The 17,126-nt window shown below is 72.7% G+C and carries 18 protein-coding genes and 1 pseudogene; 9 read left to right on the plus strand and 10 right to left on the minus strand.

Annotated features, from left to right (window positions below; all coding sequences use genetic code 11):
- Positions 1-68: 68 nt before the first annotated feature.
- Both DT019_RS17200 and DT019_RS17205 read left to right on the plus strand, forming a co-directional pair.
- The gene (locus tag DT019_RS17200) at positions 69-275 is read left to right on the plus strand and encodes a hypothetical protein (RefSeq protein WP_114037705.1); all 207 of its coding nucleotides are present in this window, start codon (positions 69-71) and stop codon (positions 273-275) included.
- Between the two features lie 101 nt (positions 276-376).
- Entirely contained in the window at positions 377-1,045 is a 669-nt protein-coding gene (locus DT019_RS17205; protein ID WP_114037706.1) for an HAD family hydrolase, read from the plus strand.
- Positions 1,046-1,139: 94 nt separating this feature from the next.
- On the opposite strand, the gene DT019_RS17210 is transcribed toward DT019_RS17205, so the two are convergent.
- On the minus strand, positions 1,140-1,340 hold the full coding sequence (locus DT019_RS17210) for a hypothetical protein (protein ID WP_114037707.1): 201 nt from the start codon (positions 1,338-1,340) through the stop codon (positions 1,140-1,142).
- 39 nt (positions 1,341-1,379) lie between these two features.
- On the minus strand, positions 1,380-2,333 hold the full coding sequence (locus tag DT019_RS17215) for an LLM class F420-dependent oxidoreductase (RefSeq protein ID WP_114037708.1): 954 nt from the start codon (positions 2,331-2,333) through the stop codon (positions 1,380-1,382).
- A gap of 282 nt (positions 2,334-2,615) precedes the next feature.
- Between DT019_RS17215 and DT019_RS17220 the strand changes: the two are divergent.
- From DT019_RS17220 to DT019_RS17235, 4 genes and pseudogenes are all read left to right on the plus strand, one after another.
- Positions 2,616-5,713: pseudogene (locus tag DT019_RS17220) on the plus strand (FAD-binding and (Fe-S)-binding domain-containing protein).
- Between the two features lie 57 nt (positions 5,714-5,770).
- Complete coding sequence (locus DT019_RS17225; RefSeq protein ID WP_114037709.1) at positions 5,771-7,591, plus strand: thiamine pyrophosphate-requiring protein; 1,821 nt, start codon at positions 5,771-5,773, stop codon at positions 7,589-7,591.
- The gene (locus DT019_RS17230; RefSeq protein ID WP_114037710.1) at positions 7,588-8,727 is read left to right on the plus strand and encodes an enolase C-terminal domain-like protein; all 1,140 of its coding nucleotides are present in this window, start codon (positions 7,588-7,590) and stop codon (positions 8,725-8,727) included. The genes DT019_RS17225 and DT019_RS17230 overlap by 4 nt, the downstream gene beginning before the upstream one ends.
- Before the next feature lie 60 nt (positions 8,728-8,787).
- Entirely contained in the window at positions 8,788-9,798 is a 1,011-nt protein-coding gene (locus DT019_RS17235; RefSeq protein ID WP_114037711.1) for an SDR family oxidoreductase, read from the plus strand.
- Positions 9,799-9,976: 178 nt separating this feature from the next.
- On the opposite strand, the gene DT019_RS17240 is transcribed toward DT019_RS17235, so the two are convergent.
- Positions 9,977-10,555, minus strand: coding sequence for an ATP-binding protein (locus tag DT019_RS17240; protein ID WP_223279617.1), 579 nt, complete (start codon positions 10,553-10,555; stop codon positions 9,977-9,979).
- Between the two features lie 310 nt (positions 10,556-10,865).
- Here DT019_RS17240 and DT019_RS17245 point away from each other — a divergent pair, with 310 nt between their 5' ends.
- Both DT019_RS17245 and DT019_RS17250 read left to right on the plus strand, forming a co-directional pair.
- On the plus strand, positions 10,866-11,588 hold the full coding sequence (locus tag DT019_RS17245; protein WP_189389671.1) for a VOC family protein: 723 nt from the start codon (positions 10,866-10,868) through the stop codon (positions 11,586-11,588).
- Positions 11,589-11,674: 86 nt separating this feature from the next.
- Positions 11,675-12,547, plus strand: a complete 873-nt coding sequence (locus DT019_RS17250; RefSeq protein ID WP_114037713.1) for a class II glutamine amidotransferase — start codon at positions 11,675-11,677, stop codon at positions 12,545-12,547.
- 19 nt (positions 12,548-12,566) lie between these two features.
- Here the strand turns inward: DT019_RS17250 and DT019_RS17255 are convergent, their stop codons facing one another.
- A complete protein-coding gene (locus DT019_RS17255; RefSeq protein WP_114037714.1) occupies positions 12,567-12,797 on the minus strand; it encodes a DUF6479 family protein in 231 nt (76 codons plus the stop codon).
- Between the two features lie 169 nt (positions 12,798-12,966).
- On the opposite strand from DT019_RS17255, the gene DT019_RS17260 reads away from it, so the two are divergent.
- The gene (locus DT019_RS17260; protein WP_114037715.1) at positions 12,967-13,149 is read left to right on the plus strand and encodes a DUF6381 family protein; all 183 of its coding nucleotides are present in this window, start codon (positions 12,967-12,969) and stop codon (positions 13,147-13,149) included.
- Positions 13,150-13,257: 108 nt separating this feature from the next.
- On the opposite strand, the gene DT019_RS17265 is transcribed toward DT019_RS17260, so the two are convergent.
- The 6 genes from DT019_RS17265 to DT019_RS39600 are packed head-to-tail and all read right to left on the minus strand — an operon-like array spanning position 13,258 to position 17,012.
- A complete protein-coding gene (locus tag DT019_RS17265) occupies positions 13,258-15,006 on the minus strand; it encodes a complex I subunit 5 family protein (protein WP_114037716.1) in 1,749 nt (582 codons plus the stop codon).
- The gene (locus tag DT019_RS17270; RefSeq protein ID WP_114037717.1) at positions 15,003-15,350 is read right to left on the minus strand and encodes a sodium:proton antiporter; all 348 of its coding nucleotides are present in this window, start codon (positions 15,348-15,350) and stop codon (positions 15,003-15,005) included. The genes DT019_RS17265 and DT019_RS17270 overlap by 4 nt, the downstream gene beginning before the upstream one ends.
- A gap of 22 nt (positions 15,351-15,372) precedes the next feature.
- Complete coding sequence (locus tag DT019_RS17275; RefSeq protein ID WP_114037718.1) at positions 15,373-16,128, minus strand: MnhB domain-containing protein; 756 nt, start codon at positions 16,126-16,128, stop codon at positions 15,373-15,375.
- Positions 16,125-16,385, minus strand: coding sequence for a Na(+)/H(+) antiporter subunit B (locus DT019_RS17280; protein WP_114037719.1), 261 nt, complete (start codon positions 16,383-16,385; stop codon positions 16,125-16,127). Before DT019_RS17280 ends, DT019_RS17275 begins: the two co-directional genes overlap by 4 nt.
- Positions 16,378-16,839: a monovalent cation/H+ antiporter complex subunit F gene (locus tag DT019_RS17285; RefSeq protein ID WP_114037720.1), complete on the minus strand. Its 462-nt coding sequence runs from the start codon at positions 16,837-16,839 to the stop codon at positions 16,378-16,380. The genes DT019_RS17280 and DT019_RS17285 overlap by 8 nt, the downstream gene beginning before the upstream one ends.
- Positions 16,836-17,012: a hypothetical protein gene (locus DT019_RS39600; protein ID WP_189389673.1), complete on the minus strand. Its 177-nt coding sequence runs from the start codon at positions 17,010-17,012 to the stop codon at positions 16,836-16,838. The genes DT019_RS17285 and DT019_RS39600 overlap by 4 nt, the downstream gene beginning before the upstream one ends.
- Positions 17,013-17,126 lie beyond the last annotated feature (114 nt).

The raw sequence follows: 17,126 nt of genomic DNA on the forward strand, positions 1-17,126 counted from the left end.
CGGAAGGTTTCGGGTGCCGGGGGCAGGCAACCCGGCCCCGCAGGCACGTCATCCCGCAAGGAGTCGTCGTGGTCTTCGTAGCCGTTCTGCTGCCCAACCTGATGCTGGTGGCCGTGCTCGCCCTCGGCCGGTACGAGGAGTTCATGCTGGGCCGCGGCGATCCGGCCGCGGAACCGGGCGAGCGCCATCTGACGGCCGTACCGGATCTGCCGTCCGGCGAGGCCGCGCGGACCCCGCGCAAGAGGCCCGCCGTCCGGCGCCGGCACGCCGCGTGACCGGTCGGCGCGGGCCCGCGAGATGTCGTGAGCACCGGATGGCGGCATGATCGGCAGAGGGCGGCAGGCCCCTGGCACGGCGGAACGAGAGGCGTGGACCCATGGCACGTGCGGCACTGTTCGACGTCGACGGCACACTCGTCGACACCAACCACCTGCATGTGGTCACGTGGTGGGAGGCCCTGCGCCAGGCGGGGCACGACGTGGCGATGCACGACATCCACCGCGCCATCGGGCTCGGCTCCGAGGATCTGCTGGCGCACCTGCTCGGCGAGGACCGCGACCCCGACCAGGACGGCGACCTCAGCGCCGCCCACACCGCCTTGTACGGGGCCTATTTCGAGCGACTGCCCGCGCTGGACGGTGCCCGCAAGCTGCTGCACGTGCTGGCCGCCCGCAACTGGCGCATCGTGCTGGCCACTTCGGCGGGCGGACCGGAGCTCAAGGCGCTGCGTCGCGCCATCGACGCCGACGACGTCATCGCGGGCGTGGCCAGCGCGGACGACGTACCCGCGGGCAAGCCCGCCCCCGATCCGGTCCGCCGGGCGCTGGAACTGGCCGAGGCCGAGGCCGCGGAGGCGGTGTTCGTCGGCGACACCGTCTGGGACATGAAGGCGGCGCGGGCGGCGGACGTACGCGCCGTCGCGCTGCTCTCCGGCGGAATCGCCCGCGCCGACCTCGAAGAGGCCGGCGCCCTGGCCGTCTACGACGACGCCGCCGATCTGCTCTCCCGCCTGGACACCAGCATCTTCGCCCAGTTGAACCGCTGACCGCCGCTGAGGGGCCTGGGCCGGGGAGAGCGAGACACAGGGGGCCGCCGCCTTCGGGTGACCGGGTCGGCGGCCCCCACGGCGCCCGCCCCGGTCAGTCGTGCGCCGTCTCTTCCTGTGCTTCCTCGTTCGGCGTGAGGGCGTCTCCCGCCTCGCCGTCGTGGGCGTCCTCGCGGTCGGGCTTCTTGGTGCCGCGTGTCTCCGCCTCCTCGAACTCCTTGAGCACTTCGTCGAGGGCCGTGTCGGGGTGCGCCTCGGACGGGCTGCCGGGGTCCTGCTGGTGCGGGTGGGTCATGTCTCTCCTTCGGTCGGTGGGGCGGGGCGGCGGTCGTGTTCAGCCGAGGCGCGGCAGCACCTTGGTGCGGTAGAAGTCGAAGAACTCCTGCTGGTCCTTGCCGATCTGGTTGATGTAGACGGTGTCGAAGCCCGCGTCCACGTACTCCTTGACCGCCGCCACATGGGCGTCCGGATCGGGCCCGCAGGTCACGTTCGCGCGGACGCGGTCGGGCGTGACGAGCTCGGAGGCCTGCTCGAAGTGGTTGGGCGTGGGCAGGATCTGCGCGAGCTCACCGGGCAGCTGCTCGTTGGCCCAGAGCCGGTGCGCGGTGCGCACCGCTTCCTCCTCGTCGGCGGCCCAGCAGACCTTGAGTCCGGCGAACACCGGCTTGGTTCCCCCTCCGCTGCGCCGGAACCGTTCGATGGAGGAGGCGTCGGGCGCCATGGTGATGAAGCCGTCCCCGACCCGTCCGGCGGCCTCGGCGGCCAGTGGCCCGAAGGCGGACACGTCGATGGGCACGGGCTCGTCGGGAACGGTGTAGAGGCGGGCGTTCTCCACGGTGTAGTGCTTTCCGTGGTGGCTGACCTGCTCGCCGGTGAAGAGCTGACGCATCACACGGACGGCTTCCTCCAGCATCTCCAGGCGTACGGCGGCCTCCGGCCAGGGGTCGCCCAGGATGTGTTCGTTCAGCGCCTCCCCGCTGCCGATGCCGAGCCGGAAGCGCCCGCCGAGCTGCACCGCGCTGGTGGCCGCGGCCTGGGCGACCACGGCGGGGTGCATCCGCAGCGTGGGGCAGGTCACCGCGGTCTCCACGGGGAGCGAGACGGCCTGGGACAGCGCTCCGATCACCGACCAGACGAACGGGGACTGGCCCTGCTGGTCGTTCCACGGGTGGTAGTGGTCGGAGATCCACAGCGAGGTGAATCCGGCCTGCTCCGCCATCCTGGCCTGTTCCACCAGCTCGGCGGGGGTGTGTTCCTCGCTGGACAGGAAATAGCCGTATTCCGTCATGGGGACTCCTCACAGGCGGTGAAACCGTGCTCCCACCCGGGTGGCCGAAGAACGGACGGGGAAACTGCCCCGGGGCCACGAGTTCGACGGCGCACACCGGCGCCCTCACCCGTCACCCTAGGCGCGCCGCCCCCCTCCCGCCTGCGGGAGCGGCAGGAGCGGACGGTGGACGGCCGACTGGCGGGAGCCCCCGGGGCCGGGTAGCCCTGGACGAGTGTGGGCACCCGGCCCAGGGGTACTGGCGCAGCGCGGACGGGGAGCGACATCCGACGAGGAGGAACGATGGATCTGCCCGACAACGCTGCCTCGCCCGGGCGCGGGGCAGACACGGGCACCGCGGGCCTGGACACTGCCGCGCTGGAGCGCACGTTGCGCGCGCGGGTCGACGGTGAGGTGCGGTTCGACGCCGGCAGCCGCGGCGCCTACAGCACCGACGGATCCAACTACCGCCAGGTCCCGATCGGAGTGGTCGTGCCGCGCTCGGTGGACGCCGGCGCCGAGGCGGTCGCGGTGTGCGCCGAGTTCGGCGCACCGGTCCTCTCGCGGGGAGGAGGGACCAGCCTGGCGGGCCAGTGCACCAACACGGCCGTCGTCATCGACTGGACCAAACACTGCCACGCGCTCGTCTCGGTCGACCCCGCGCGGCGCACCTGCGTGGTCGAGCCGGGCCTCGTACTGGACGAGATCAACCGCCAACTCGCCCCGCACGAGCTGAAGTTCGGGCCGAAGCCCTCCACCCACAGCCACTGCGCGCTCGGCGGCATGATCGGAAACAACTCCTGCGGCGCCTCCGCCCAGGCCTACGGCAAGACCGTCGACAACGTACGGCGGCTCGAGGTGCTGACCTACGACGGGACACGGATGTGGGTCGGCGCCACCCCCGACGAGGAGTTCGCGGACATCGTCGCCGCGGGCGGGCGCCGGGGCGAGCTCTACCAAGGGCTGCGCGACCTCATCGACCGCCATCTCGCCGAGGTCAGGCGCGGCTTCCCGAAGATCCCCCGCAGGGTGTCCGGCTACAACCTCGACTCGCTGCTCCCGGAGAACGGCTTCGACGTGGCCCGCGCCCTGGTGGGCAGCGAAGGCACGCTCGTGACCGTGCTGCACGCGGAGCTCGACCTCGTACCCGTGCCGCCCCACGAGGCCATGCTGGTGCTCGGCTACCCCGACATCTGCGCCGCCGCCGACGACGTGCCCCGCCTCCTCGAACACTGTTCCCCTTCCCAACTGGAGGCGCTGGACGGGCGGATGGCGCAGCTCATGCGCGAGGAGCACGCCTACCTCGAATCCCTCGACCGGTTCCCGGAGGGCGAGAGCTGGCTGCTCGTGCAGTTCACCGGCGACAGCCAGGACGACGTCGACGGTCAGGCCCACGCCCTGCTGCGGGCGCTGGGGCGGGAGGAGAAGGACGCCTCGGTGGCGTTCTCCGACGACCCGGCGCGCGAACAGCAGCTCCTCAAGGCCCGCGAGGCCGGGCTCGGTGTGACCGCGCGGCCGCCCGACGAGCGCGAGACGTGGGAGGGCTGGGAGGACTCGGCCGTCCCGCCGGAGCGCCTGGGCGACTACCTGCGCGCCCTCAGGGAGCTGTTCGAGGAATTCGGCTACGACCATCCCTCGCTGTACGGGCACTTCGGCCAGGGGTGCGTGCACACGCGTATCCCCTTCGGCCTGAAGACGGCCGAGGGGGTGGCCTCCTTCCGCCGGTTCCTGTTCCGGGCGGCCGATCTGGTCGCGTCCTTCGGCGGGTCGCTGTCGGGCGAACACGGCGACGGGCAGGCCCGTGGTGAGCTCCTGGTCCGCATGTTCGGCGAGCCGCTCGTGGGGGCGTTCGGCGAGCTGAAGGCGCTGTTCGACCCGGACGACCGGATGAACCCGGGGAAGATCGTCAGCCCCTGCCGCGCGGACGAGAACCTGCGGCTCGGCGCCCGCTGGCGGCCGCGGGAGTTCGACACCCACTTCGGCTACCCCGACGACGAGGGCTCCTTCACCCGGGCGGTGCTGCGCTGCGTCGGCATCGGGAACTGCCGCACCCACTCCGGCGGCGTCATGTGCCCCTCCTACCGGGCGACGGGGGAGGAGGAGCACTCCACCCGGGGCCGGGCCCGGCTGCTGTTCGAGATGCTGGACGGCCACGCCGATTCGCCGGTGACCGGGGGCTGGCGCTCCAGTGAGGTCAACGACGCGCTCGACCTCTGCCTGGCCTGCAAGGGCTGCAAGTCCGACTGCCCGACCGGCGTCGACATGGCCACCTACAAGGCCGAGTTCCTCTCCCACCACTACACGCGCCGCCTGCGCCCGGCCGCGCACTACTCCCTGGGCTGGCTGCCGCTGTGGGCCCGTCTGTCCCGGCTGGCCCCCAGGGCCACCAACGCGCCCTCCTGCGCGCCCCCGGCATCGCCCGGCTCGGCAAACGGGCCGCGGGCGTGGCGCCCCAGCGCGAGGCACCCGCCTTCGCCGAGGAGTCGTTCGTGCGCTGGTGGGCGGCGCGCGGCAGGTCCGAGCCCGATCCGGCCGACGCGCACACCGTCGTCCTGTGGCCCGACACGTTCTCCACGTACTTCCACCCCGGCGTCGCCAAGTCCGCGGTACGGGTCCTGGAGAGCGCCGGGTTCCATGTGGCGGTGCCCACGCAGGCCGTGTGCTGCGGCCTGACCTGGGTCTCCACCGGTCAACTCACCACCGCCCGGCGGGTGTTGCGCCGCACCCTCGACGTGCTGCGGCCATGGCTGGAGGCGGGCACCCCGATCGTGGGCCTCGAGCCGTCGTGCACCGCCGTCTTCCGCGCGGACGCGCCCGAACTGATGCCGGACGACCAGGACGTACAGCGCCTGGCTCAGCAGACCCGGACCCTCGCCGAGTTCCTGCTCGAGCGGGCGCCGCACGAGTGGCGGCCGCCGCGGCTCTCCCGGCAGGCCGTCGTCCAGCCGCACTGCCACCAGCACGCGGTACTCAAGGACGACGCCGACCGTGAACTGATGCGCCGCACGGGCCTGGACGCCGAGGTCCTGGACGAGGGCTGCTGCGGCCTGGCCGGCAACTTCGGCTTCGAGCAGGGCCATTACGACCTGTCCATGAAGATCGGCGAGCAGGGCGTCCTGCCCGCGGTCCGCGACGCCTCGCCGGGCTCCCTGGTCATCGCCGACGGGTTCAGCTGCCGCACCCAGATCGAGCAGGGCGACACCGGCCGCCGGGCCGTGCACCTCGCCGAGGTGCTGGCGCTCGGGCTCGACGGGCCGCTGCCCGCCAGCCATCCGGAGAAGCTCGCCGCCCGCCCCGAGCCGTCGCCCAAGGACGCGCGGCTGGCCACCGGCGCGGCCTGCCTGGCCCTGGGCGGCGCAGCGGCCGCCCTCTACGCCTGGACCCGCCGGCGCCGCGGCTGACCGAAGGGTTCACCCCCACCCCCGATCCAGCGAAACGCACCAGCGAAAGGCTGTCCCGTGTCCCTCAAAGTCTCCGACCACGTTCTCCAGCGGCTGCGCGAGTGGGAGGTCGAGAACGTCTTCGCCTACCCGGGCGACGGCATCAACGGCCTGCTCGCCGCGTGGGGGCGCGCCGAGAACAAGCCCCGGTTCATCCAGGCCCGGCACGAGGAGATGGCCGCCTTCGAAGCCGTCGGCTACGCCAAGTTCTCCGGCCGGGTCGGCGTGTGCGCGGCCACGTCGGGCCCGGGCGCCATCCACCTCCTCAACGGCCTGTACGACGCGAAGCTGGACCACGTGCCGGTCGTCGCGATCGTGGGCCAGACCAACCGCAGCGCCATGGGCGGCTCCTACCAGCAGGAAGTCGACCTGCTGAGCCTCTACAAGGACGTGGCCGGCGACTACTGCGAGATGGTCACCGTGCCCGAGCAGCTGCCCAACGTCCTCGACCGCGCGATGCGCGTCGCCCGTGCCCGGCGCACGGTGACCGCGATCATCATCCCGGCCGACGTGCAGGAGCTGGACTACTCGCCGCCGCAGCACGCCTTCAAGATGGTGCCCTCGAGCCTCGGCATGGCCGCCTACGCGCCGGTCCCGGCCGACGACGACATCGCCCGGGCCGCGGAGGTGCTCAACGCGGGGGAGAAGGTGGCCATCCTCATCGGACAGGGCGCCCGGGGCGCCCAGCCCGAGGTGCGCGAGGCCGCCGACGTGCTCGGCGCGGGCGTGGCCAAGGCCCTGCTCGGCAAGGACGCGCTGCCCGACGACCTGCCGTACGTGACCGGCTCGATCGGCCTGCTCGGCACGCGGCCCAGCTACGAGCTGATGCAGGGCTGCGACACGCTGCTCGTCATCGGATCGAGCTTCCCCTACACCCAGTTCATGCCCGGTCTCGACCAGGCGCGCGCGGTGCAGATCGACATCGATCCGCACATGGTCGGGCTGCGCTACCCCTTCGAGGTCAATCTGGTCGGTGACGCGCGCGAGACCCTCAAGCGGCTCCTTCCGCAACTGCGGCGCAAGGGCCACGGCAAGTGGCGCAAGAAGATCGAGAAGGACACCGCACGCTGGTGGGAGGTGATGGAGCGGCGCGCCGCGGTGGAGGCCGATCCGATCAACCCCGAGTACGTGGTGCACGCGCTCGACGCGCTCCTGCCCGACAACGTGATCCTGGCCGCCGACTCGGGCTCCGCCGCCAACTGGTACGCCCGCCACCTGCGCATGCGCGGTTCGATGCGCGGCTCGCTGTCGGGCACCCTGGCCACCATGGGCCCCGGCGTCCCCTATGTGATCGGCGCCAAGTTCGCTCACCCCGACCGCCCGGCCGTCGCGATCGTGGGCGACGGGGCGATGCAGATGAACGGGCTCGCCGAGCTGATCACCGCGGGCAAGTACTACCAGGACTGGAGCGACCCCCGGCTCGTCGTCGCCGTGCTCAACAACCAGGACCTCAACCAGGTCACCTGGGAGATGCGCGCCATGTCCGGCGCCCCCCAGTTCCTGCCCTCGCAGTCCCTGCCCGACGTGCCGTACGCCGACTTCGCCCGCTCGATCGGCCTCGGCGGCGTACGCGTGGAGAAGCCGGGCGACGTCGAAGGGGCCTGGCGGCAGGCGCTGGCGGCCGACCGGCCGTTCGTCATCGACTTCCGCACCGACCCCGCGGTGCCGCCGATCCCGCCCCACGCCTCGCTGGACCAGATCGAGGCCGCGGCCGCGTCGGTCCTCAAGGGCGACAGCGACCGCGCCGGGATGATCAAGCAGGGCCTCAAGGCCAAGGTGCAGGAGATGCTCCCGGGCACCCGTCACCGCCACCCGGACGGAGGGGACGACGCGCGATGACGTCCGTGCCCTCCGGCGGTGCCCACGCGGGCGGTGATCTGCTCGTCGAGGAGGTCGAAGCGGCCGCGTACACGCTGCCCACCGACGCCCCGGAGGCCGACGGCACGCTGGAGTGGGACAGGACGACCCTGGTGGTGGTCCATGTCCGCTCCGGCGCAGCCGTGGGGCTCGGCTACACCTACGGAGCGCCCGAGACGGCGGCCTACGTCCGCGGGCACCTGGCGTCCGTGGTGAAGGGGCGCCTGGTGTGGGACGTGCCGGGCGTGAACGAGGCGATGACCCGGTCGGTGCGCAACGACGGCCGCCCGGGCCTGGTCTCGGGTGCGATCTCCGCCGTCGACATCGCCCTGTGGGACCTCAAGGCCAGGGCCCTCGGCGTACCGCTGACCCACCTGCTCGGGCGGGCCCACCCGAGGGTGCCGGTGTACGGGAGCGGCGGTTTCACCACCTACGACGCCCGGCGCCAGGACGAGCAACTGCGGCACTGGGTCGAGGACCAGGGCATCCCCCGCGTCAAGATCAAGATCGGTGAGTCGTGGGGGAGGAGCGAGCGGCGCGACCGGGAGCGCGTCGCCGAGGCCCGCGCCTCCATCGGTGACAGCACCGCCCTGTACGTCGACGCCAACGGCGCCTACACCGTCAAACAGGCCGTGCGGATGGGGAGTTGTCTCGACGGCCACGGCGTCACGTGGTTCGAGGAACCCGTCTCGTCGGACGACCTCGAAGGCCTCGCCCGGATCCGGTCGGCCGTCACCGTGGACGTGGCGGCCGGCGAATACGGTTACACGCTGGCCTACTTCGGGCACATGCTGAGGGCCGGCGCGGTGGACTGCCTCCAGGCGGACGCGACCCGCTGCGGTGGGCTCACCGTGTGGCTGCGCGCCGCGGCCCTCGCCCAGGCGTTCGGGGTGCAGATCTCCGGACACTGCGCCCCGCACGCGCACGCTGCCGCCGCGGCGGCAGCGCCCAACCTGCGCCACCTGGAGTGGTTCCACGACCACGTCCGGCTGGAGTCGCTGCTGTTCGACGGCGTCCTGGACCCGAAGGGCGGACACATCACCCCGGGCGCCGACGGCTCGCCGGGCCATGGACTGACGCTGAGGACCGCCCATGCCGAGCCCTACCGCACCGGCTGACCCGGCAGCCACACCGCCGCCGTCAGCGGCGGCCCCCCGTCGCACGCGAAAGGCAGGGCCATGCCCGAGACCGTAGTCATCACCGGAGCGAGCGCTGGCATCGGCCGTGCCACCGCCCGGCTCTTCGCCCGGCGCGGAGCCAATGTCGCGCTCCTGGCCCGGGGGGAGGCGGGCCTGGAGGCGGCCGCGGCGGAGGTCGACGAGCTGGGCGGGCACGCTCTGGCGATCCCCGTCGACGTCGCCGACCACGATCAGGTCGAGAAGGCCGCGGACAGTGCCGAGGCCGCCTTCGGACCCATCGACGTGTGGATCAACGTGGCCTTCACCTCGGTGTTCGCTCCCTTCACCGAGATCACCGCGGACGAGTTCCGGCGCGTCACGGAGGTGACCTATCTCGGCTTCGTGCACGGCACGCGCACCGCGCTGGCCCGGATGGTCCCCCGCGACCGGGGCACCATCGTGCAGGTCGGCTCGGCGCTCGGCGAGCGCTCCATCCCGTTGCAGTCGGCGTACTGCGGAGCCAAGCACGCCGTGAACGGGTTCACCTCGTCGGTGCGTACCGAGCTCCTCCACACCAAGAGCCGGGTGCGCGTCACCGTGGTGCAGATGCCGGCCGTGAACACGCCCCAGTTCTCCTGGGTGCGCTCGCGCCTGTCCGGGCATCCACAGCCGGTTCCGCCGATCTACCAGCCCGAAGTCGCCGCGCGTGCCGTCCTGTTCGCGGCCGACCACCCGGGCCGCAAGCAGTACTACGTCGGCGCGTCCACGCTCGCGACCGTCTGGGCCAACCGGTTCGTGCCCGCCCTCCTGGACCGCTACCTCGCCCGCACCGGCTACGCGTCCCAGCAGCGCGAGGACCTGCCGCCGGAGACGGTTCGCGGCAATCTGTGGCGGCCTCTCGACCAGGCACCGGGCGACGACCACGGAGCCCACGGCATCTTCGACGACAGCGCCCACGCCCGCTCCTACCAGGTGGCGCCGGCCCGCCATCCCCTGCTCACCACGGGCGCCGGTCTGGGCGCGCTCGGCGTGGCGGGATGGGTCCTGCGCCGCTGTCGCGGCCGGGTGTGAACCCATGACCGCGACCAGCGTGGCGCACCTGCCGATACGAGGTTTTCTCCTGCCGTCCCGTGGTATTCCGGCTAGTGCATTCCTTGCGTACGAAGGAATGAAGGCGCCGGACGGGTTGGGACCATCAGCCGCCGGCGCCGCCCTTGTCCGGGTGCGGCGGCGGCCGGACCCCGCCGCCTCAGGCGTCGCTGAGGCAGGGCGCGTCGGCTCGCTCCACGTGCGGCCGGGTCTCGAAGCGCGGCACCGTCGCCGTCGTGGCGAGGGTGGGCGTAGGGGGCAGCGGACGCAGGGGGCGGAGCGCCTGCGGCTGGGCGGCGAGGGTGAACCAGACGACCTTGCCGTCGGGAATGGTGTGGGTGCCCCAGCTGTCGCTGAGGTGCGCGATCAGGGCGAGTCCGCGGCCCCGTTCGGCGAAGGGCCGGGGGCCCTGGAGGCGGGGCAGACGGGGGTCGTTGTCCGCGACGGACGCGGTGAGCTGTCCACGGGCCCAGCGCAGCTCAAGGACGCACCTCTGGTCGCCCTTGGTGTGGCGGTGGACATTGGTGAGGAGTTCGCACACGCCGAGGCTGACGGGCTGGATGATTCCCTCCAGGCGCCAGTGCCGCAGATGTGCGGCGACGATGCGGCGGACCTGCGGTACGCGGGCCGGTGTCGCCTGCAGACTCAGCGTGTACTCCCGGGGACTGTCGATGGTGACCACTGCGACTCCCTTGTCCGGCGGAAGCGGCTCGACGGCCTCTTCCACGTCCGCAGCCACGCGAGGGCTACCAAAAGTAGCCGGATGGGCACAGCGCGGATTCCTCCAGCATGACCCGTACGGCGGCATCCGCAACACGAGGCGCGGGGGCCGCGGCAGTACGGCCCGGGCGCCCGGCGCCGCGTCGCTGACAGGCGGCGACACGTCGGCGGCGGGATAGTGGGACCGTCTATGGCCGGTGCGTCGGAAGGTGAACGGTGCGTCGGAACTCCTGGAAGCGAGGGCCTTCGTGACGCGCACACCGACAGACTCCACGGCTCGTCTCGGCTCCGGCGCCCCGGTGTTCGGGGCGCCGTGCTGGGTGAGCCTGATGGCTCGCGACCTGACCGCCGCGACGGACTTCTACGGCCGGGTGATGGGCTGGACGTTCGTGCCCGCCGGGCTGGGGGACGAGTTCCGGATCGCGTTGGCGGACGGACTTCCGGTGGCCGGAATCGGGGCGCTCGCCCAGGCTTTTCAGGTCGCGGTGGCGTGGACGCCGTACTTCGCGGTGGAGGACGCGGATGTCACCGCGGCCCGGATCCGCGAGCGCGGCGCGACGGTCGCGGTCGGACCGGTCGCGCTCCAGGCCGGGCGGGGCGCGTTGGCCGCCGACCGGGACGGGGCCGTCTTCGGGATCTGGCAGGGCCCCCTGGTCTCCAACTGGGAATCCTGGCGCGACGCCGCACCGGCCTGGACCCGGCTGCACACCCGAAACGCCTTCGAGGCGGCGATCTTCTACGGCGAGGTCCTCGACTGGGCCTGCGACCGCCCCGGCTGCTGCGACGTCCAGTACGAACACGACGAGGTCGTGCTGCGCCACGCCGGGCACATCGTGGCCCGCCTGACCTCCGGCGCCGTCGAGGCCGCCCCCGACCCCAGCCTGCGGCCCCACTGGCACACCCACTTCGCGGTCAAGGATCCCCATCACCACGCCGAGAAGGCCCTCGACCACGGCGCGACCGTGCTCGCCGACGGCACCTCGCCCACCGGCCCCTGGGTCCGCCTCGGCGACCCCGACGGCGCCACCTTCACCCTCAGCGGCACCGGATAGGCCCGTACCCGCATGGTGTTCATCCGCCGCGCCGGGGAAGATGCCCGGGCGGGGGCCAGGACCGTAGCGAGCTGGAGGTGGCGTCCATGTGCCGTCTGTTCGGACTGAGCAGTGCCCCGCGCCGCAGCCGGGCCACCTTCTGGCTGCTCGACGCGCCGGACAGCCTCATGGCGCAGAGCCACCGGGACCCGGACGGGACGGGCCTTGGATACTTCGACAGCGACGGCACGCCCCAGGTGCGCAAGGCGCCGGACGCGGCGTACGAGGACCGCGCGTTCGCGCGGGAGGCCCGGCAGGTCTGCTCGGCCACCTTCCTCGCCCACATCCGCCTGGCCTCGACCGGCAGTCTCACCGCCCCCAACACCCACCCCTTCCAGCAGGACGGGCGGCTGTTCGCGCACAACGGCGTCGTCGAGGATCTGGCGGCCCTGGAGGCCGAGTTGGGGGAGGACCTGTCCCTGGTGGCGGGGGACACGGATTCCGAGCGGGTCTTCGCGCTGATCACCCGGGAGGTCCGCCGCGCGCGGGGCGACATCGGCGCCGGCATCGAGCGGGCCACCCGCTGGATCGCCGGGCAGCTGCCCGTCTACTCGCTCAACCTGATCCTGACCACCCCGGACGAACTGTGGGCCCTGCGCTATCCGGCGACGCACGAGCTGTACGTACTGGAGCGTGAGGCGGGCGGCCCGCACGGGGCGCGGCACCTGGACCACAGCGGCAGCGCCGGGCGCATGCGCGTCCACTCCGGAGATCTCGCCGACGCCCCCGCGGTCGTGGTGGCGAGCGAGCGGATGGACGAGCACCCCGCCTGGCGTCTGATGGAGCCGGGGGAGCTGTTCCACGTCACGCCCGAGGGCGACGCGGAACGGAGGATCGTCCTGCCGGACGCACCGGCCCACCCGCTCCAGCTCGCTGATCTGTCCGAGCGGGCGGCCCACTCGCAGAAGTCGGGCGGGTGAGCCGGCAGCGTCCTAGCGGCTACCGGCGGGTGTCGGGGTCCGAGGCGTCCGGCGTCTGCGAGGCCTCGGGCGGCTGCCAGGAGTCCGAGCGCGGCTGAGGCTCCTGCGGAGGCATGGGCTTGCGGGCGGCCCGACGGCTGCCGAACCAGAAGGCCCCGATCAGCACGGCGACGATGATGATGCCCACGATGGTGAACAGCCAGGACGTCGAGCTGGCGGCGAGTGTCTGCGAAGCAGCGAAAGTGGTCATGGAAAACGCCTACCCCCGATGAGGCCGACCTGACACGGCGTACCCGGCGCGCGTGGCATCCGGCCCCATCGGCCCCTTTTGGTGACCGTGCGTGACCGTTCGGGATGCGGGGGTCGCGGGTCGCTGTTTGGCTGGAGGCATCTGCATCCCCCCGAGTTCAGGAGTGATCATGAGCGTTGCGGACGAGTTCGGTGCCCGTGCCCAGCAGATGCGCCAGAAGGCGGAGGAGCTGGAGCAGGCCGCGGAGCGCGCCGCCGACCCGGCGGAGCGTCAGCGGCTGAAGGACAAGGCCCGCCGTCTCCAGGAGCAGAGCAAGATGCAGGGCGACAGCGGTGGCATCGACCCCATGTGAATGAGCCCGCACAGCGCCGCGGCGGCCCCTCGCAGGCGATGAGGGGCCGCCGAGTGGCGCTCCGGTACGCCGTGAACCTGCCTGCCCGGCAGGTGAGTTGACGACCCGTCACCCGGTCAGGATGCCCGGCAGGGCGAGCCCGCCGAGCAGGGCCGTGCCCACCAGGAGCCAGGCGACGTAGTCGCCGATGTGGCCCGAGTGCAGCCGGCGCAGCGGCGCCGTCCAGGCCTGGGGTTCCCGGGTTGCCGGGCCGCGGACCGCCATCCCCGCGAGCCCCGCGGCCAGCGCGGCCGACGCGAGGCCCCACAGGACGCCGGTGAGCGTCCAGTGCGGCGCGTGGGGAGCGGTCGAGTCGAAGGTGCGGCCGACCGCCGCGGCCAGGCCCGGGATCACGCCCGCCGCCAGTGCTCCGGCGAGGAGCACGGCCGGGACCGCGATCATGGTGGCCGGCACCCGGCCGATCTTTCCCTCGGTCTCGGGTTCCTCGTCCCCTCCGCTGGTTCCGTACCCCGGGTTGCCCAGCGGGCGCGGCCCGAGCCCGAGGAACACCCGCGCCGCGATGCGCAGCACGGCGCCCGCGGTGACCGCGGAGACGGCCACGAACAGGACGGTGAAGCCGCCACCCGCCGCCTCCTCGGTGAGGGACTTCCCGAGCCCCGTGCCGAACGGCGGAAACCCGGCCAGGGCCAGGCCGCCCACCGTGAACAGGGCGGCCACCCCCGGCAACTCCCGCGCCCGGCCGTGCAGTTCGTGCTCGTCCACGCTGCCGTACCGGTCGAGCAGGATTCCCGCGCAGGCGAACAGGGCCGCCTTGACGCCCGCGTGGCCCAGGACGTAGAGGGCCACACCGCCCGTCGCCTCCGGCTTCAGCAGGCCGACGCCGACCAGGAAGAGCCCGGTGTGCGCGACGGTCGAGTACGCCAGGAGGCGTTTGATGTGGCGCTGCTGCCAGCACATCAGCGCGCCGACCAGGGAGGTCAGCACGCCGAGCACCACTAGGGCGCGTTCGGCGTCCGGGGCCGGCACCCCGCCCGGCCCGGCGAACACCGTCGAGTAGACCCGCCAGGTGCCGTACAGGCCGAGCTCGACCATGACCCCGGACAGCAGCATGCACACCGGGGTGGGCGCCACCGCGTGGGCGTCGGGCAGCCAGAAGTGGAACGGCAGGGCGGCGGCCTTGACCAGGAGGCCGGTCAGTACGAGGGCGAAGGCGGCCAGGACCAGCGCGTCGGGTCCTCCCTGGGCGTCGAGGTGGCTGCCGATCTGCCGCATGCCGAGCTCGCCGGTGCGTGCGTAGAGCAGCACGATCCCGGTCAGGGAGGCGTACGCGCCCAGGGAGTTGATCACCCCGAAGGTGAGCGCGCCCTGGACGGCCTTCGCCTCCTCGACGCGGTAGCCGGTCAGGGCGTACGCCACGACACTCATCAGCTCGAAGAAGACGAAGGCGTTGAACAGGTCGCCGGTCAGGGCGAATCCGCACATGCCTGCCTGGAAGAGCAGCACCAGGGCGGGGAAGGAACCCGCGTGGCGGCGCGGCGGCTCGTCGAAGTAGTGCCAGGAGTAGGCGAGAACGGCGACGACCAGGACCGAGACCAGGGCGGCGAGGCCGGTGCCGGTCGCGTCGCCGATCAGGACGATGCCCACGCCCTCACCGTCGCGGGGGCGCCAGCCGCCGACCCATTCGACGGCGTCGGGGGAGGAGTGGAGCAGCAGGACGATCGCGAGCCCGGCCGTGGCCGCCGCGACGGCGCATCCGACCGACTCGGCCACGACGCGGGGCAGCTTGCGGCCGACCGCGACCAGGGCGGCGGCGCCGAGCATCGGAACGGCCACGACCAGGGGCAGCAGGTGGTTCATCCGCGCAGCTCGAAGAGTTCGTCGGGGTCGACCGTTCCGTGCCGTTTGGCGACCTGTATGACCAGGGCGAGCAGGAGGGCGGTGACCGTGGCGCCGACCACGACGTCGGTGAGCGCGAGGGCCTGGACGACCGGGTCCACCAGCGGGCGTGCACCGGGCGGCACGTCGGAGAAGACGGGGGCCGTCGCGCCGTCGCGGTACCCGACCGCGAGCAGCAGGACATACGTGGATGACTGACACACCGTCAGGCAGCCCACGGCGTGCACCAGATGACGGCTCGTGGCCAGGCCGTAGCAGCCGACCAGGAAGATCCATCCGGCGACGAGATACGGCACCGAGTTCATCACGGCCGGACCACACCCCCGCTCATCGTGTGCTCCCTTCCGTCGGTCCGTTCGCGTCCTCGATCTCGACGGCCTGGTCGAGGAAGCGGGCGAGCAGGACGACCACGGCGCAGGCCACCTCCATGCCGACCGCCGCGTTGAGCAGCGGCACGGTGCCGCCGGACGCGAGCGTGTTGAACGTGCCGTAAGGAAGGGTGTTGGCGAGGAACGCCGATCCCGTCAGCAGCCCCGCCACGCCGAGCACGAGATAGGCCGCCTCGCCGGCCGCGTCCCCCACCTCGTACAGGCCGACCGGCCGGATCCGTTCCAGGGCGTGGTAGTCCGCGCCGATGTACAGCAGATGCAGCGAGGTCGCCACGACCACCCCGCCCTGGAAGCCGCCGCCGGGGCTGAGCTGTCCGTGCGCGATGACGTACAGGCCGCACAGCAGGGCGACGGGCAGCATGATCTGCGCGTAGCGGCGTACGGCCGGGGCGACCTCGGCCGGGGCGGGCGGCACCTCGCGTTCGTCGCGGGTCTGGCGCAGCAGGATCACGGTCCCGAGCACTGCCCCGAACAGGATGCTCTCCTCGCCCAGCGTGTCGAAGGCCCGCAGGTCGAAGTTGACGGAGGAGATGACGTTGGCGGTGTGCCGGGCGAGAGATGCTGCGACGGCTCGGTCGCCGTAGGGGTGGCGCGCGCCACCGAAGTGGGGCAGGCGCAGGTAGCCGGCGACGAGCAGTGCGGCGACGGCGAGCCCGCCGGTGGCGAGGACCCACAGGCGCATCCGCCGGCTCATCGTCGACCGCCCTTGCGCTGTCCGCGGCGGCGTACCTTGCGGACGGACAGCAGGATGAGCAGTGGGGTCAGTGCCGAGCCGACGGCGAGCTGCGACAGGCCCACGTCGGGTGCCTGGAAGACCGTGAAGAGCACCGCGAGCGCGAACCCGAGCACCGCGAGCACCAGGGCCTGGCGGGCCGGGTCGCGCACCGCGACGGCGGCGGTCGCCGCGGCGGCGACGAGCAGCAGCGAGACCAGGGTGAGCGCGTCAGTCACGGTCCGCCGCCCCCGCCCCGGGAAAGCCGCCCGCCAGCGACCGGGAAGCGATCACGTTGCCCGCCACCAGCAGCACTCCGATCAGTACGAGCTTCACCATGGCCCGCCCGGGGCCCGTGGCCACGCACATCGCCACCACGATCACGGTCGCCGCCACGGCCACCACCGCCGTCAGCAGGTTGGCGTGCGGGGGATGGTCATCGAGGTCCTCGGCGAGCAGCCGGGCGTACACCAGCGTGCCCGCCGGGCCGAGGACGGCGATCACCAGCGCGAGGTCCCCGTAGGCGGGCCGGGCATAGGCCTGGCTGAGCAGCAGCATGACCAGGGACACCACCGAGGTGCCGAAGTTCTGCGCGAGGACGCGGCGCTCCAGTGGGCCGGTCGCCACGCCCCACACCACCGGGCCGAACCCGAGGGCGAGCAGGGCGGTCGCGGAGACGAGCCAGCCGTTCACCGGCCGCTCATCGCTCGGCGCGCCGCCCACGCGGCGATCGCCGCCAGCAGCGCGGCCGACCCTCCGACGAGGCACTCCAGGGGGTCGACCGTGCTGATGAGCACGAGCCATCCGCCCGCCAGGAGCACCCACCAGGCGAGGACTTCGGCGCCGACGGCCGCCGCTCGACCCATCTGTACATCACCTCGCACCCGACCCGGAATCAGCTGTTCGGCCCGATTTCATGGGCTTCCTCATGAAAGCACCGGCGCCCCGCGCGCCCCCGGCGGCGCGCTGTGCCGATGCCT

It is taken from the genome of Streptomyces sp. SDr-06 (assembly GCF_003324565.1).
In the GTDB taxonomy this organism is placed as follows: Bacteria; Actinomycetota; Actinomycetes; order Streptomycetales; family Streptomycetaceae; genus Streptomyces.

Coding starts and splice junctions, on each gene's coding strand:
- DT019_RS17260 (WP_114037715.1), top strand. CDS start 12,967: ATGAGCGTTGCGGACGAGTTCGGTGCCCGTGCCCAGCAGATGCGCCAG.
- DT019_RS17235 (WP_114037711.1), top strand. CDS start 8,788: ATGCCCGAGACCGTAGTCATCACCGGAGCGAGCGCTGGCATCGGCCGT.
- DT019_RS17255 (WP_114037714.1), bottom strand. CDS start 12,797: ATGACCACTTTCGCTGCTTCGCAGACACTCGCCGCCAGCTCGACGTCC.
- DT019_RS17275 (WP_114037718.1), bottom strand. CDS start 16,128: ATGAGCCGGCGGATGCGCCTGTGGGTCCTCGCCACCGGCGGGCTCGCC.
- DT019_RS17215 (WP_114037708.1), bottom strand. CDS start 2,333: ATGACGGAATACGGCTATTTCCTGTCCAGCGAGGAACACACCCCCGCC.
- DT019_RS17250 (WP_114037713.1), top strand. CDS start 11,675: ATGTGCCGTCTGTTCGGACTGAGCAGTGCCCCGCGCCGCAGCCGGGCC.
- DT019_RS17245 (WP_189389671.1), top strand. CDS start 10,866: ATGGCTCGCGACCTGACCGCCGCGACGGACTTCTACGGCCGGGTGATG.
- DT019_RS17205 (WP_114037706.1), top strand. CDS start 377: ATGGCACGTGCGGCACTGTTCGACGTCGACGGCACACTCGTCGACACC.
- DT019_RS39600 (WP_189389673.1), bottom strand. CDS start 17,012: ATGGGTCGAGCGGCGGCCGTCGGCGCCGAAGTCCTCGCCTGGTGGGTG.
- DT019_RS17230 (WP_114037710.1), top strand. CDS start 7,588: ATGACGTCCGTGCCCTCCGGCGGTGCCCACGCGGGCGGTGATCTGCTC.
- DT019_RS17210 (WP_114037707.1), bottom strand. CDS start 1,340: ATGACCCACCCGCACCAGCAGGACCCCGGCAGCCCGTCCGAGGCGCAC.
- DT019_RS17270 (WP_114037717.1), bottom strand. CDS start 15,350: ATGAACTCGGTGCCGTATCTCGTCGCCGGATGGATCTTCCTGGTCGGC.
- DT019_RS17265 (WP_114037716.1), bottom strand. CDS start 15,006: ATGAACCACCTGCTGCCCCTGGTCGTGGCCGTTCCGATGCTCGGCGCC.